The sequence below is a fragment of the Aliikangiella coralliicola genome, from assembly GCF_007004725.1.
Classification (GTDB): Bacteria; Pseudomonadota; Gammaproteobacteria; order Enterobacterales; family Kangiellaceae; genus Aliikangiella; species Aliikangiella coralliicola.
Genome location: NZ_ML660163.1, coordinates 419,016 through 434,693 on the forward strand (window position 1 = coordinate 419,016; position 15,678 = coordinate 434,693).

The 15,678-nt window shown below is 40.5% G+C and carries 9 protein-coding genes; 6 read left to right on the top strand and 3 right to left on the bottom strand.

The features are described 5' to 3' along the window. The first annotated feature begins 69 nt into the window (after positions 1 to 69). From FLL46_RS10510 to FLL46_RS10520, 3 genes are all read left to right on the top strand, one after another. On the top strand, positions 70 to 612 hold the full coding sequence (locus tag FLL46_RS10510; protein ID WP_142893470.1) for a hypothetical protein: 543 nt from the start codon (positions 70 to 72) through the stop codon (positions 610 to 612). Continuing rightward, complete coding sequence (locus FLL46_RS10515; protein WP_142893471.1) at positions 609 to 2,591, top strand: alpha/beta hydrolase family protein; 1,983 nt, start codon at positions 609 to 611, stop codon at positions 2,589 to 2,591. The genes FLL46_RS10510 and FLL46_RS10515 overlap by 4 nt, the downstream gene beginning before the upstream one ends. A 573-nt stretch (positions 2,592 to 3,164) precedes the next feature. Beyond that, the gene (locus FLL46_RS10520) at positions 3,165 to 3,635 is read left to right on the top strand and encodes a DUF3718 domain-containing protein (RefSeq protein ID WP_168204126.1); all 471 of its coding nucleotides are present in this window, start codon (positions 3,165 to 3,167) and stop codon (positions 3,633 to 3,635) included. 215 nt (positions 3,636 to 3,850) lie between these two features. Here FLL46_RS10520 and FLL46_RS10525 read toward each other — a convergent pair whose 3' ends face one another. The 3 genes from FLL46_RS10525 to FLL46_RS10535 form a co-directional block, all read right to left on the bottom strand. Continuing rightward, complete coding sequence (locus FLL46_RS10525; protein WP_142893473.1) at positions 3,851 to 5,362, bottom strand: cytochrome-c peroxidase; 1,512 nt, start codon at positions 5,360 to 5,362, stop codon at positions 3,851 to 3,853. Beyond that, on the bottom strand, positions 5,362 to 6,336 hold the full coding sequence (locus FLL46_RS10530; RefSeq protein ID WP_168204127.1) for a FixH family protein: 975 nt from the start codon (positions 6,334 to 6,336) through the stop codon (positions 5,362 to 5,364). The genes FLL46_RS10525 and FLL46_RS10530 overlap by 1 nt, the downstream gene beginning before the upstream one ends. A gap of 266 nt (positions 6,337 to 6,602) precedes the next feature. Continuing rightward, the gene (locus FLL46_RS10535; protein ID WP_142893475.1) at positions 6,603 to 8,714 is read right to left on the bottom strand and encodes a choice-of-anchor B family protein; all 2,112 of its coding nucleotides are present in this window, start codon (positions 8,712 to 8,714) and stop codon (positions 6,603 to 6,605) included. A gap of 1,314 nt (positions 8,715 to 10,028) precedes the next feature. On the opposite strand from FLL46_RS10535, the gene FLL46_RS10540 reads away from it, so the two are divergent. From FLL46_RS10540 to FLL46_RS10550, 3 genes are all read left to right on the top strand, one after another. After that, on the top strand, positions 10,029 to 11,810 hold the full coding sequence (locus FLL46_RS10540; protein ID WP_168204128.1) for a pre-peptidase C-terminal domain-containing protein: 1,782 nt from the start codon (positions 10,029 to 10,031) through the stop codon (positions 11,808 to 11,810). Between the two features lie 295 nt (positions 11,811 to 12,105). Then, positions 12,106 to 13,791 (top strand): hypothetical protein, encoded by a 1,686-nt coding sequence (locus FLL46_RS10545; RefSeq protein WP_142893476.1) that lies wholly within the window; start codon positions 12,106 to 12,108, stop codon positions 13,789 to 13,791. A gap of 81 nt (positions 13,792 to 13,872) precedes the next feature. After that, complete coding sequence (locus FLL46_RS10550; RefSeq protein ID WP_142893477.1) at positions 13,873 to 15,564, top strand: multicopper oxidase family protein; 1,692 nt, start codon at positions 13,873 to 13,875, stop codon at positions 15,562 to 15,564. Positions 15,565 to 15,678: the final 114 nt, after the last annotated feature.

Genomic DNA, 15,678 nt, shown 5'->3' on the forward strand with positions numbered 1-15,678 from the left:
GGAATTTACATCAAATCAGGCCTGATTAGTCTGGCCCTGCTCTTAACCCCACCTGGTGTTTTGTCTGCAGTGAAACAGAAACTTATCAAGCCAGAAAATCTGGAAGCGCTGCCAAATGGCTACGGATACCTGTTAATTGACGTTGATGTTGCCGGTATTGCTCCGTCATTTAGTTACGTAAAAGTCAAATCGTCAAAGAAAAATCCTCGTAAGAAAAAAAAAGTTAAATACTCAAAAAACGGGACTCATGTTGTTACCCTGAAGCATAGTGAAAATGGCTTATACGCTTTACCAATGCCTGCAGGAACCTATCAAATCACTCAAATCAACGCGCCTTTTTTCGATCTGCCCTACAAACTTGACACTTCAACGAAAAATGAATGGCGCTTTAAAATTGAAGCCGGCAAAACTAACTTCGCCGGACATTTATCAATAAAAAAAGAGCGCAGTACAAGATATCTGGACGTTAATCTCATCAATCGCTTTGCGACTGAAAAAGAACGGCTAGAGAATACCCTTCAGCAGCTATTGAGCCTCGCTCCACTTGCACACGGTGTTGGCGTACGTGACGACTTTGCACAAGCTTTAGCGGAAAAAGAGAGTAGCAGATGATGTTTAGAGTAGCTCTACTATTGATATTACTGGTAACCAGTCACACCACAAGCGCTAAAACACCTGCTGAAAAGTTTTTTTCAAAACATGGCACTTTCTCGGCTTCACTCAGCCCAGACGGCAAACAGGTCGCCCTGATTGAAAATAGTTCAGAGGGACAAAAGCTGTATACGAAAAGTTCTGCAAGTGGCAAACGTATCGATTTACTCAACCTGGCAGACTTTACTGAAAACAACGCACAAATCAGAAAGCAAGTTTGGATAGACAATAAAAGAATAGCCGTTCAATTCACCGAAATAAAAAAAGGCGTTAAAACTCTTCTGGACACAAAGGGGACTAGTTATCTTTTGATCGTTGAGGTTCCTCAAAAGGCAGGACAAACTGCAGTCATTAAAAGCGTACGCACTAAAGGTTGGCTTATCGACCCACTGGCTAACGAAGAAGACAAATTTTTATACGCCAAAAGTGGTATTTACTCAAAAGTCTATCAAATAAAACCAAGTCAGTTGAGCCCACATAAAAAGAAATTGAATAAGCTGATGAGAAAAGATGGCGGTCAGTTTGTAAAAAAGAATGAGCGAGCATCTGTTTCTGGTTATGCGACTCATTGGTTTATCAATCGTCAGGGCGAAGCTGCCGCCGTTCTTTATTTCTCCTCAGGCAAGTCCATGTTACTCAGTCGACTTTCCGACAATCAGGAAGTAACAGAGTTAAAACGTTGGGACAGGGATAAAATTTTCGGCAACGAGGGCGCGGAAAAAGATTTAACACGTCAGTTAATGCTTCCCGTTGCTATGGGAGAAAATGAAGAAACTTATTACTGCCTGGATTTCGCAGAAGAAAAAGAACGAACTGTGTATAAGGTCAATTTTAAAACTGGAAAAAGTGAAGTCATTTACAAAACCGACCAATACGAAATCATTGAACTAATTATGTCAGAACAGCGCGACAGTTTAATAGGTGTTAAATTATTAAAAGATGGAGGCATCGAAAATGCTTACCTCGATACCGATGGCGCTACTACAAAATCATCGAGTACTCATATTGCAGACCTTCATCAGACTATAGCAACCAGTCAAGACAAAAAGGTTTCGCTCATTTATAGTGAGCAACATAATCAACCAGGAAAGTTTCTGATAAAAAATCAAAACTCAGAGAAAACCGAAGTCATTGCCAGACGCTACCCGCAATTGAAAGACAGGCTAACCACTCATCAGATTGAAAGTAGCGTTTTGGTTGAAGGCATGGAAATACCCTACATCTTGACTTTGCCTGAAAAAGGAAAGAAAAATCTACCCTTGATCGTTTACCCACACGGTGGTCCTATCGGCGTTTTCGATCATCGCTATTTTGAGGCGTCAACTCAGTACATGGCGGCTAACGGTTTTGCTGTCCTCCGAGTTAATTATCGTGGCTCTAGCGGCCATGGCATCGCCCTCGAAGAAGCAGGAAAAAAACAATGGGGAAAATTAATTTTGAAAGACATTTTGGAAGCAACCAAAAAAGTCTCAAAACTGGATGAAATTAACCCTCGCAAAGTATGCATATTCGGCATTAGTTATGGTGGATATGCCGCAACAATGTTATCCATCAAACACCCTGAAATTTATCGTTGCGCAGTCAACGTTGCCGGTGTGAGTGATGTCAATTTGTATTTGAACACACCTTACCGAAGTGATCGTCAGGACACCTGGATGAAAGAATATATTGGTGATACGGAAAAAGAATATGAAAGTTTGAAGAAGATTTCTCCACTTTATTCCGTGAGAAAACTTCAACGTCCTTTGCTAATACTCCATGGAATGCAAGATGAAGTCGTTGACGTTGAGCACGCATTTCGCTTGAAATTAATGTTAGAAAAACATAATAAGCCTTTTGAGTGGCATATTTTTCCTGATAGTGGGCATAACTTTTTGGCGAACAACGATACTCAAGTGATGTATTCGAAAGCAGTTACCTTTATTGATACCCAGCTTTAGTTGACCTTAGGTTATTTAACTTGCTATTGCATCTAAACCGGAGCCGACGATTTCAACAAGGTCATAGAATCATTGTCGGCTCCAACCAGCATTCAAGATAATTCAATAAAAATTAAATAAATAAATAAATTCTCTATAGCACTCAATTGAATAACAAGCAGACATAATTTATAGTTATTTAAAAAGCTTCCAATAGAAATAATTCAGCACTAAAAAGCAAACTTTGAATTTTAGAATTGCACTTCATTTCAACTCATCCCTCACCATTTAAAACAATCTTGGACAGGCAAATGCTTTAATTGATATTGAATTAAATTGAATTCTTTTCAATTCAATAAAAATTCAATAGGTGTGTCAACATAATTCAAAACTACCAATTATATTTCTGCATGTTACGCACTATTTCTAATTCATTTTATTTATGTATTTCAACTCGCCTGTTTAAAATTCGTTACAGTTTGCAACTAAAAAACGAGTGAGAAATTTTTTTTTAATTGCTACTCTTTTACTGTTGCTTTTGTTATCTCAAATAAATGCAAACTTTTTATTCTTAGCTTACGTCTTAATTATAAATTGGCTTTATTTGAATTTGAGGCAGTTTACCAAAATGATATGCAATATATTAACCCTGAGGAGAAGATGATGAAACTTGTGAAATTAGCTTTGGCTTCTGTTGCCGCAGTAATGTCTTTGTCAGCCAGCGCGACTAACTACGTTTTTGTAGCTGGAAATGACACCGCCGAAACAAGAATTTGTGTAGCCGCCGTACAAAATGATCTTTTGTCTTATCGACAAGAAGTGAAAAAATTTACTGGCGCGTCCCCTAACAGCAATCGTCAACACACGTTAATTGCTAACAAGTTAAATTGTAATGATAAAAATGTTGCTTTGTTTGCGAGAAAATACGGCGCAGAAAAAACAGCTAACTTTATTACTCGTTATTTAAGAAAAACTGTTTCTATTCGAAGAGACATTGCTAATTTAAAGGTAGAAGACTTGGATAAATCAGGCGAGACTAAAGTAATCGTAGTAACAGCAAAATAAAAAAGCCTGTCAAGGCAGAACATTATCTGATCCCAGGGAAGCACTTCCCCAATAAGAGTAGGTGCTAAAAAAATTGGTAATGTAAAAGTAATAAGTGCTGTAAGACGTAAATATCCACTCCTCTTTTCATCGTTGATGGAGGAGTGGAAAACTTGAAATTATCACCGCAAAAATATAACTATCCAAAAACTGTCAACTTAATTTTTTTCTTTCTGTTAACTTTCCGAATTGAACGGTTCCAACCCCCACCAGTGATCCTTTTTCGGGAGCGGCGAAGTCAGTGTCTTGAGAAAACTCTCAAGAGCTTGCATTTCCTGTTCGGTTAATTTTAAAGGTAGAATATCAAAATGCGGACGGCTCGGGTGCTGCTCGCGGTTATAAACCGGTGGAGTTGGTTGATTGTAATGGATTAAAACCTGCCGCAAATTATCAAACTGTCCAGTCTGCATGTAAGGAGCCGTCATCGCAATATTTCTTAATGTAGGTGTCTTCAATGCACCAACGAGTTCAGGTCCACTTTTTTTCAGAAAGCGCATTTCTTCACAGGCATCTGGCGGAGCATCACTCCAACGAGAGAGACAAGTAAACTCATCTTCTACCAACGCCTTAACCCCACTGTATCGGCCAAGCTCGACATCTAATCCCGGCCTGTCCGGCGCGCCGATATTATGGAACTCAAAGTTAGTCAATAAGGGACCATTATGACAACTAGCACAATTAGCTTTTCCGACAAACAGCCGCAGTCCTGTGACTTCCTCCGGCGTAAGGACTTCCGTTAATGCAGTCAGTGAGCCAGATTGGTCGGCTTGACTTAGTTCTGCTTGATTTAGTTCGGCTTGATTTAGTTTGGCTTGACTTAGTTCTGCTTGACTTAAAATATCGACAAATTGATCAAAGCGAGAACGCGGCAATTCTAATCGCCTTTGATAGGCCATCATCGCTTTACCCGCGTTGCTGAATGTTTGGTTGACCCAAACCTGAACGGGTTCACTTATTTGGTGCCAAAGTATTTTTTCCTCCTCTGTTCCTAAAGGCGATGCGGAAGCTGGCAACAGAGAGAGTTTTTCTCTGACGACTTCATCCGATAACTTTTCCTTGAAAACAGCTTGATACTCGGCGGCGTATTTGGTCAACAGCAGACGCACATACTCGACCCGAGTTGTGTTCATTTCATTAGCATCCTCAATAGGACCTAATGCCTGGGACCATAAGCTATCTTTTCGCCCGTCCCAAAACTGCCACGGACTATAGGCAGCCCCTAAAACAGTCGGTGCACTTCTAGCGGTCACCCCTGCAGCTTTAGAAAGCTTAAGTCCGTCGGTAAAATAAAGTTCAGGGGCGTGGCAAGTTGCACAAGACGTTTTTTTATCTCGACTTAGTCCAACATCGAAAAAAAGCTTTTTGCCTAACATAGCTGCTTGTTCATCGTTCGCAAATTTATTGCTAATAGAATCAGGCGGAGGTCCTAATTGTGAAAGTGAAAACCGTTGCAAAAAACGAATATCAGATTCAGTAAAAAGATAAAGAGACTTGTCAAAAGACGTAGACTTGAGTTCGCCTTTACTACTTTGCTGCTTCGTTGCCTGGTTTTCGACATCACTTTCACCGGAACAAGCACTCAATAAAAGAATTGAAAAAGTAATCGTTAAAACATAACTCAGAGAATTTGGAACAGTTTTTTTCAACTTAACCAAAACGAACGGTATTATCTTCAGAGCAAGCATCATCACAATACCAGGTTAAAAGTAAAAAAATCAGGTTGAGCGACATCATCTTCTGTCTTTGGGAAAATAAACTTAATCACCCACCAACCTTTCATTTGAAACTTTACCCCCTCGACCAGGTATACGCCCGGAGAAATTTCTTTTGTCACTCTTGGGTCAGTCGGCAAGCCATGAACATGACCGGGCATATGGCCTTCGATTTCAAATGGAACATTGGTCGCCGGCTTTCCTGACAAATCACTAACCACCAGTCGCCACTGATGTATTTTATTGAGCGGGACCGCTGATACATTTTTAGACTGATATTCAGACTCTCCCTTATCATTAGAATGAACTTCAATATGCGCAAAATATTTTTCCTTGCGAGAGAACTTAAACGAATTAATATTGAGATCAGGCGGCGCGTTTTGTTGAATAAGTGCCGGGATCTTAAGTGACATGTCTTCACGTTTGGTTCCAACCTCGTCTGAAGGTGTCCCCATTTTATTCAACATATTTTTATGAACACTACGAATTTTTGCATTATGGGCGAAATAACTAACCACGCCGTCATCCATAGTAAGCGGTGCTCGGTTAGAAACCCAGTCACGCCATAGCAGGGAAAATCCTTCCTCGAAATTTTTTGATGCGCTTTGTTTTAACTGTTTACTCTGCGCGCGTAAAACTGCCCCTTGTTGTTGGTTACCTTCAAGTTTCTTTACCAGCGTTGATATTTCACTTTCTGATTTGTTCACTTCAACAAAATTTGTCTTTTTCTGAGTTGCAGAGCGAATTTCTTTTAACTGCTTACGAATTTTATTTGCGTCAACAATGAGCTCTCGCGACTGCAATTCTTTCTCTTTCGCGTCGGACAGCTGCGTTACCGCTCGCTCTATTAATCGTTCAGGAGTTTGGTCTGATTTAACTTCAGCGAGTGCGGCAAAAGAAAGATAAAATATAGATATCAATAGAAAACTTTTTTTTATTATCAAATGCATATGATGAAACCCTTGAAAAAAAGCGGAGATTAACATCCCTGCTCTCATGCTTTCCAAAATTAAAAGAGTCGCCCTTAGTTTTGTGGAATTTAACTTACTGTTTTAATAAATAAGCTGTGGTCGCCTACAAATAAGTCAGCTTGAGTTTGAAAATAAACCTGACCAGAAGTAATTATTATTTTTTATCTGAGCGACATTCGCGACGATTTTCAGGGCGGCGAAAAGCCGACTCGCTAACAAAGTCGGCTTTTCATTCTTACAACCAGTTAATTAAATGTAATACTCCAACTATCAATGGTTCCGGTATCAATCCGAGCCAGATCTCTCACTCGTAAACTCCATTGACCATTTGCGGCTTTGTTACCCACGTTAACCACATAGGTTTCATTGATATTATTAGCTGACCCACCTGTGCGGTTATGCACGTTGTAAACTGTGCCGTCTGGATGAATAACATCGACAACCAAATCGCCTTTGTAAGTGTGAGTGATGTTCACTTTAACACTGACGTTACCCGAATTACCGGTACGAGTTGAATCGATCGGGCTGGATATTCCAGTGCTGTTATTGTCTGGAATGTTGTAACTTGTGTTATTTTCGAAGGTGTCACTCGGCGGTGGCGGTGGAGGCGGATCACCGTCAAAGGTCACGGTGTAATCTTCCACTTCACCATAGTTAAATGTTCCACATGCAGAGGGCGCGGTATTGTAGCGCATCACTATTCGCATCCTGGTGCTACCGGTAGCCGACGCAGGAACAGTAATTGTTCCGCTAACTGCAGAGCTGGAAGCGCTGCCAGAGTCGAAAACTTCTTCGCCCGCATCAAATGTGCTATTACCGTTAAAGTCTATCCAGGCTTTCCAATACTCGTTGTAGCTTTGACCGCTAAATGAAGGAGTAAACTGAACTGAATTGTCACCGAGCTGAAGCGGAATTATCTGGCTGGTGAAATCGCTATACTTGGAACTCGCTGACGGATTGCTAAAGCTTCCGACCGTTACATTGCTAATCCACTCTTCTGACGCGTTATTTCCACTGGCTGCACAATATTCTGCAGGCGGCGGTGGTGGCGGATTCCCTCCACCAATGGCATCCCAATCAGGTTTCACTATAAATAGGCCGCCCCCGATATCACTCGTGACAATATTGCCGCTGGCAAAATAAGGGTAGTTACTCCAAGTGCCTGAGAATTGCGCTGAATTTGAACCTGGAATCGTGTCAAAATAGGCCACTTCGCTCATATTTCCATTCGCAATATCGTCAGTTTTCATTATCCGCAAGCCAGCGCGATAATTAGATTCGATCACGTAGTTATTCAGAGTGTAAAGATTGTGGTCAACTGCTTTAGTCGGACCAACAAAGCGGCCAATTTCCGATGGATTATCAAGATCGGTGACATTCCAGATGTAAGAGGTTGTATTAATACTTAAGCCTTGCTCATCCAGCTCATCATTCATTATTAGCGTTGTATGTGAATCATTGAGAAACCATCCCTGATGGGTATAACGTGATCCGCTGTAACCGTTTCGAGAAATTTGAACGGGATTGCTTTTGTCGGTCACATCAACGATCGTTATGGTATCTTCGTTGTAGCCAATGCAAATTTCGCGTCCCTGATAAGTGACGTCGGGACCTGCGTAATTAACACATTGGGTATCATGAGTGTATCCATCGGCAGAGAAACATCCGGCAAAAGAAGGTGCTGTCGGCGATGATACATCTACCATATAAAGACCACCGCTACATTGATTGCTGCCCACAATATAGGCGAAACCACTATCTTCATTAATGGCGATGTTATGAGCATTACCAAATCCATTAAAATGGGCAGTTTCGGTTAAAGTTGAGTTAGGTGGCATGTTGCGCAAAGTTCTTAAGTCAAAAACCTGCAATCCATGAGTGGAATTACCACTACCGTCGGCAACGATAAAGGCATGGTCATTATTGACTTTTATGTCACGCCAGCTAGACGAGCCATTATTGTGAGAGGCTAAAAATCCAATGTGAACCGGGTTAACTGGATCGGAGACATCAACGAACGCAGTTCCGTGAGTTCTGCCGACAATGGCGATTTCCTTACCCGTTGATGGATCAGTCCATCCCCAGATATCGTTCAGATTTTGTGTTCCGCCGCCCATTTGAGCCTTGGGTAAAAATGCCTGTAAATCGACATTGTGACATGGATAGCCATTAGCCGAACCGTTAACACATTGATTGGAGAGAATGCCTGTCAGCATTCTTATTTGTGCAGCAGAAAGACCTTCGTAGCTGTTGTCATATTCAAAATTATCTTTGTACATCGGGCTATGACTCCAGCTCAGCGAACACCAAACGGCGCTGAACGAAAGCAAAGCCATTACTATGGATTTAAGTTTCATGATTTTGATCCTATCGACTTGTTACTGTGTTTTTATATTTATTAACGCGACACGACAGGAGGAAGTAACGTCTTAACTTAACGATTTTAAATTTACGCGCAGTATCAATATCTGATTTCTGTTCGCGTTAATATAAAAAAACGACACAAAGCAAGAGCTACGCGCCTGACCTCCAAGACAGCGATAGATTTTTATCAACTGAATACAACTGCTATTCTTTTCAATTGGTAGGCAAATAAACTTCGAATTGGTCCTATATTTCATTTTTTTAGTGGAAGTTTTTTTGCGGTGAGTTTTTAACGAGTGAATAGACCCAAACTCAGCCTGCGAATAACTGTAGATGTAGCCCGGTTTAGTTGCAATCGCTATTATCACAAAAAATGAATTTTTATGAGATAATATCTCAAAATATTTTTGACAGAATTAATTGAACTATGTTAATTAATTTTGTTAACTGTCTTGCAAGCTTGTCAGCTAATCAACTAGACAACTTTAAGTATTTTTCAATTCAATTTAATCAGTTTATTTTTACAGATTAAATTAAAAATCACGCAAGCTTAAAAACCTTCTCTAAAGTTATCTCAATAAAAAATATTCGCTTAGTCAAACTCGCTAACCAATCACGACCTGAAGTTCGATTGCGATTTAAGCTGGTCGGCATTCAGCAAATGTGCACCCGGTAAAATCAGCACTAGTAGGTACCAAACAATTTTATCTTTAAACATAATTTTATCTTTAAACATAATTTTTAGCCGCTTAATAAAAGCTAGTACAACATGCGATCAAACTTTGAACTACCCACTTCATTTTCTCGTTTTTAAAAATTTACCGAAGCGTGCAAACGAGAACAACAAGCATTTCACTTATTTTTCAAAAAACAAAACTCTTTGTAAAAAAAGTAAATTCAATCGACTCCGTCTATTTTACAACCACAAGCTCAACCAATAAAAAAACAATTTAATGCAGCACCATATTTCACTTACAACATAAATCATCTCATTAAAAATATAAAAAGAGCATCACCTAAATATTTTTATTTCATTTAGTTATTCTTATTAAAATAAATCAAAAAAACACTCACAAATAATTGTATTTAAAAAAACCATCGATAAAATACGCGACGCTTATTAACCAGCTCGTTTTATTTTTTAGAGAAACCAATAAGCAGCGCTTAATTACCGGTAATTATTTTTTGTTTTAAATTTAACCAGACTTATCATTCAATTATTTTTTGAAACTTAATTTTTTAGGTTTCAGTAAAATTAGAATTTAATTTTTTTTCAATTCAACTTATCTCGACCTAAAGGAACGAAGATGAAAAAATTAAGCTTACTTGCTATTGCAATTGTTAGTGGTCAATCTTTAGCTACCGAACAATCATCAATAGCCGACTTTATGAATCGATTTCATGAAGATCCTGCAACAGCAATGAAAATATTACCTGAACATGATAATCCCAATGTAATATTTAATGAGAAAGAAATTTCTTCCCGAGACTACGTATCAATTAAAGCGGCTGAGCGAAATGGTGTAATTAGTAATCAGGTGACTGCTCGCTCGGCCATTGTTACCTCGTCAGATAACCCTGCTCGGCTAGTCGATAGCGGCAATAATGTGATTACCAATTTATTTGAAATTACTGAGAATATTCCATCGAAATATCATCTTGACACTCAACCCTGGTCAGATACTTATTGGCCTTTATATTCAGGTGCATTGGCTTATCGATATGGCGATCAAGATCTTCATCGAAGCAATCCAAGAACGTGGAAAGATTACTCCAACTTTTCACATATAACAAAACCGGTCACATCTTACGAATTGCACGAACGTTATCGATTATCTCCCGCGGAAAAATATGATTTACTTGTTGGTGATGCTGATTTCACTTTCTCCAAAAAAAATTGGCAGCAGGGCGAACGATATTATAACAACAGTGGCCACGTTGAACGCTGGATGGGATTGTGTCACGGATGGGCTCCCGCTGCTTATATGCTAGACCGACCAACAAAAACGCTCACGCTAAAAGATCCAGATAATCAGGACATTGTTTTTTACCCATCGGATATCAAAGCACTTGGTACTTCGTTATGGGCAGAAACCCGTTTCAATACAAAATTCATCGGAGGTCGTTGTAACATAAAAAATCCTGAAGAAAACGAAAATGGTCGAATTCTGGATCAGAACTGTTTTGATAACAATCCGGGAAGCTGGCATATATCGGTGCTGAACCAATTAGGAAAAAACCACCGTAGTTTAATTATGGATGCGACCTACGATTATCAAGTTTGGAATCAGCCGATCCTGAGCTACAAAATCACTTACTTTAACCCTGAAACCAATCAGATAATTAGCGATCCGAAAAATCAATTACTACCAATCAGCGATTATCAAAAAGATAAATTTTCTGAATTTCGAAGCCATGAAGCGACTCATATTATTGGCGTCAAAATGGATGTTCAGTATATGGTGGAAACATCGCCAACTCACAGAACTTCTGACACAGCTAACTATGATGGAATCAGTCGTGTGAGCTACCATTATGATCTCGAGCTGAATGAAAATGGAAAGATAATCGGTGGTGAATGGTACAACCAAGCTCACCCTGATTTTCTCTGGACTCCAGCGAAAAACGCCGTGGCTCAATCCTACTATGATGTCAATGACTCAAAATGGGATGTCACTCAGCCTATTCCTGTTGAGTGGCGCTCGCAGGCGAAACGCGCGTCATATTATTCACAACCCATGACAACATTAGTTAATCAGTTGTTCGCTCATTCATCTGCGGGCACACTCGGCGGCTCACTGGAAAAAAGTAATCTTTCAGGTGAAAAAGGCGAGTGGCGATATTATTCCGTTGATATTCCTGCCGGTACTGCCAACCTGACAGTAAAAATAAACGGCGGTAGCGGAGACGCTGATCTTTACGTCCGTAAAAATCAACAACCGACTGAAGGTAGTTATGATTGTCGTCCATGGATAAATGGAAATGTTGAGTCTTGCGAATTTAATCAACCCGAAACGACAACATGGCATATCGGCGTTAAGGCTTACTCTGATTATGAAAGCGTTAAGCTAAGAGCAACCTGGCAGTAAAAGTGCTAGAACGGTTTATTTAAAACTGACTAGTCACATTGCCGGGCCTGGTAGTTGAAGTTTTTAACTCGACTGCCAGGTCTTCTATTTTGGTTTATTTGTTGGTTTAAAAAACTAAAAATTAGTTCGCAACTCAGTGAGATTCGAGCTGATTTTTTCACGATAGAAAATACAAAATACTGTAAGCCCAACATTTATTTTTATATATGAAATTGAGATATAAAATAAGTTTACTGGCAGAGTGTTGAATAGCTGCTATATTTTCTTCGACAGATAATATAAATGGAAGGATATTATGAACAAATTACCACGCCTCAAAGCCGGACTGTTTATCGGCATCTGTATCCTACTGAGTGGCTGCGAAAAGCAAAGTCAACCTGAAAGTAAAACCCAAAGCCCGACAAAAAGTAAAATGGTTAATACCTGCACCGGCACTTACCCAAGTTACTGGCAAGATCCAGCCTTCCCGCAAATGTGGCAGGGACAACTAATTTCCGATGCTCCGCCAAAAGATTGGAAAGGCCCTATTTTTAAACTATCGGATAAGTACCCTCGTCAGCCTGTTGACGATAAAGCCAACCAGCCTTGGCGAACTTCAAAATTTGATCTCTTGTTTGATCCAAATATCGATAAAGTAACAAAAGATGCATTAGGTAAAGAGTATTCGTGGCTAGTGCTAAGTTACATCATGGCGGGTAATACCAACCGACCAGGGCAAACCGACTGGGACATTTGTGAAAATCCGATTCGCCCCTGGTTTCACATTCCTTTTCAAACTTACGATGCAATGAGCGGTCGAGAATTTACCCATGGATTAACTCGTGAGGCCCCGGTCACTTACTCTATCAAAGGGAGCGAGACACTCGATAAATCGACTATGTGGGCTGTTGGCGTTTACAATGCTACTGCCGCTTATACCCTGGGTGAAGTCTGGCAAACCGATGGAACCGCAAGAGTGCCGGTTTCAGATATGGCGTTTAAAGATGGGGCTGTGATAGGTAAACCTCTGTTTAATACTTCCAGCCCCGAAAAACTTCCGGTGCTGGCAAATATGCCGACCTGGAATGCCAATATTTCCGATCCTGCTTTTTGTAGTTGTACGCCTTCACCAGGCTCAAGCGAATGCACTTTGGTTGAAGAAAGCCAGCAATGCCCCCGTAGTACAACGAAGTGGGGCGACGTTCGACTGCTGCAGTTTGACTTTGCGGTAAAAGACAATCGCGCACCTGGCACTCAATGGGTTTACGGCACTTTTGTTGCCGATGGACAGCGTAAAGCTCACATTAAAGATCCCTGGCAACGAATTAGTTTGTTAGGCGTAATGTGGGGTAATGACACGCCACCGAAAGGCCAGCTGGCTTACAATTATCCTGAAGATCCACGCAAAAATGGCTTTGCTGAAGAAGTCATTGTTTGGGATACCGTCGACGAACTGAATCGATACGGTGGTAGCGATCCAACAAAGTGGATGGGACATTTGGGCTGTAACAATCGCCTGGATGGACCGGCAGACGATGCTAATAGTTCTTGCATGTCCTGCCACGGCAGCGCATCTGTTCCCGATGAAAATATTGTCACTCCGCCGTTATTATCTCAATTTTTATCACCACTAACATTCCAGTGTGTCACACCTGATGCCAACGATCCAAACAAAGGACACGATAGAAGCGGTCGACCTGCAACGGTTAATGATAAAATCAGCTTTGCTGCAATGGACTCCATTTATTTTGCAAATGTCCCCGCAGGAAAACCGTTTAACATGGTCACCGACAACACAGATGGACAGCCCACTAATGTGATGGGAGCCGGCGTGCCAAGTTATGCCCACTCAGCGCGAAAAGATTGGATTTCATTAGATTATTCTTTGCAAATGTCAATTTCACTGACCCAGTGGATGCAATGGCAGCAACACAAAAAAATTGCAGCACCCAAACGCGTACATGCCTTTGAAATAAGGCGTAACAAGAAACTAAAACCTTGAACAAAGCAAAGACTCCACTAACTAGCAGGAGTCTTTTTTATTATTCAAAGGTGCCTTAATTTTTTCCTAGAGGGAAATAGAATGAACATTCTTAAGCAATGTTTTATTTTTGGTTTGCTCACCTACGCTGTAGTCGCTTGTAGCAAAACTGCTGAAGAAAATAAGACTAGAACAGTTAAAAAAGGCTGCGAGTATAAACCGGTTAACCTCGATAAATATGGCTATAAGCCATTTGAAGAAGCGACGATTATCCGCTCGAAAAACGGCAAGTTGAGCACTACTTTGGAAGTCGCATTGACTGAAAGAAATATTGCCGGTTGTGATACGACTTTACGAAATTATAATGGAGAACTTGTTGGACCCACATTGCGATTAAATCCAGGTGATACGCTACTAATCAATCTGAAAAATAAATTAAAGAAAAACGATATTCCTCCACCTGACGATATTAATATTCCACATAACTTTAACGTGACTAACTTTCACAGCCATGGACTCCACGTTTCCCCTTCCGGCAATAGTGACAATGTGTTAATCGCAATAAATCCCGGTGTCAACTTCGATATCGAAATTTCGATTCCAGACAATCACCCTACCGGCACTTTTTGGTATCACGCTCATGTACATGGCTCCACTGCGCTACAGGTTTCAAGTGGAATGGGTGGCGCATTAATTATTGAAGATAGCGAGAGTGACAAAAGTCTGGACTCAGTTCCAGAAATCAAAGCAACAAAACAAAAAACATTAATGTTGCAACAAATCAGCTATGACGAACAGGGAGAAATAGAAAACTACGATTGCTTTGGTCCTGGAACAAAAACGAGTGAAGGATGTAATTGGAGTAAATCTAATCGTCATACAACAATCAACGGCCAATTCGTTCCGACCATGACAATTGAAGAAGGTGAAGTACAACGCTGGCGATTTATTCATGGCGGCGTTAGAGAAACTATTGATTTAGCAATATCCGGTAACAATGATAAAGCCTGGCCGCTTTATGAAATTGCAGTTGACGGTTTGTCACTCGGCTACATTAACCGCTGGGAAAGTATTGAAATGCAACCCGGTTATCGGAGCGATATTCTGGTTAAGGCGCCGCAACTAGAAAGTGGCTTTAAACAACAAACCTACTGGCTTTATGATAAGCCAACCTCGGCCGAGAATGCGTTAAGAGCGACAGATGAAGTACGTCAAGTACTCGCAAAAATTATCGTTGTTGCGGGCTCAAAAAATATGCCTTTGCCCTGTGAAAAATTTAATCAACGGGGTCAATGTCCACGCCTGGCAATCACTCGCCCTCATGAAGATGTAAAAGATAAAGAGCTAACCGGTAAAGCGCAATTTGTCACTTTCGATATCAGAAAAATGACCTGCCCGGAAGATCCAACAAAATCTTGTACTCCATGTGACACTGAAGACAAAACTTGCAAAACGCGCTTTATGATCAATAACCGCCCGTTTAATCCAGTCAACATCAGAAAATTAGAATTAGGTACAGCATCAGAATGGACGCTTAATTCTGTACTAGCTAATCATCCTTACCACATTCATGTTAATCCTTTTCAATACACCCGAAAAAATCCAGAGGATAAAGATGAAATTATCTGGCGAGATACCTTACTTGTCAGGCAAAACAATCCAGTAAAAATTCGCAGTCGTTATCAACGATATACCGGCCAGTTTGTGATCCATTGTCATATTCTTGATCATGAAGATCAGGGGATGATGCAAATTGTCGAAGTGGAATTGCCAGGTGGAGATGCTCATCACTAACTTAGCGAATTCAGATAAAACCCAAACGGACTGGCAACTAAAAGGTGCTTCTAGTCTGACAGTCACCATGAGCTTGCGAACTTCATTGGATGGTGCGTGTTGAGTTGAGAGGAA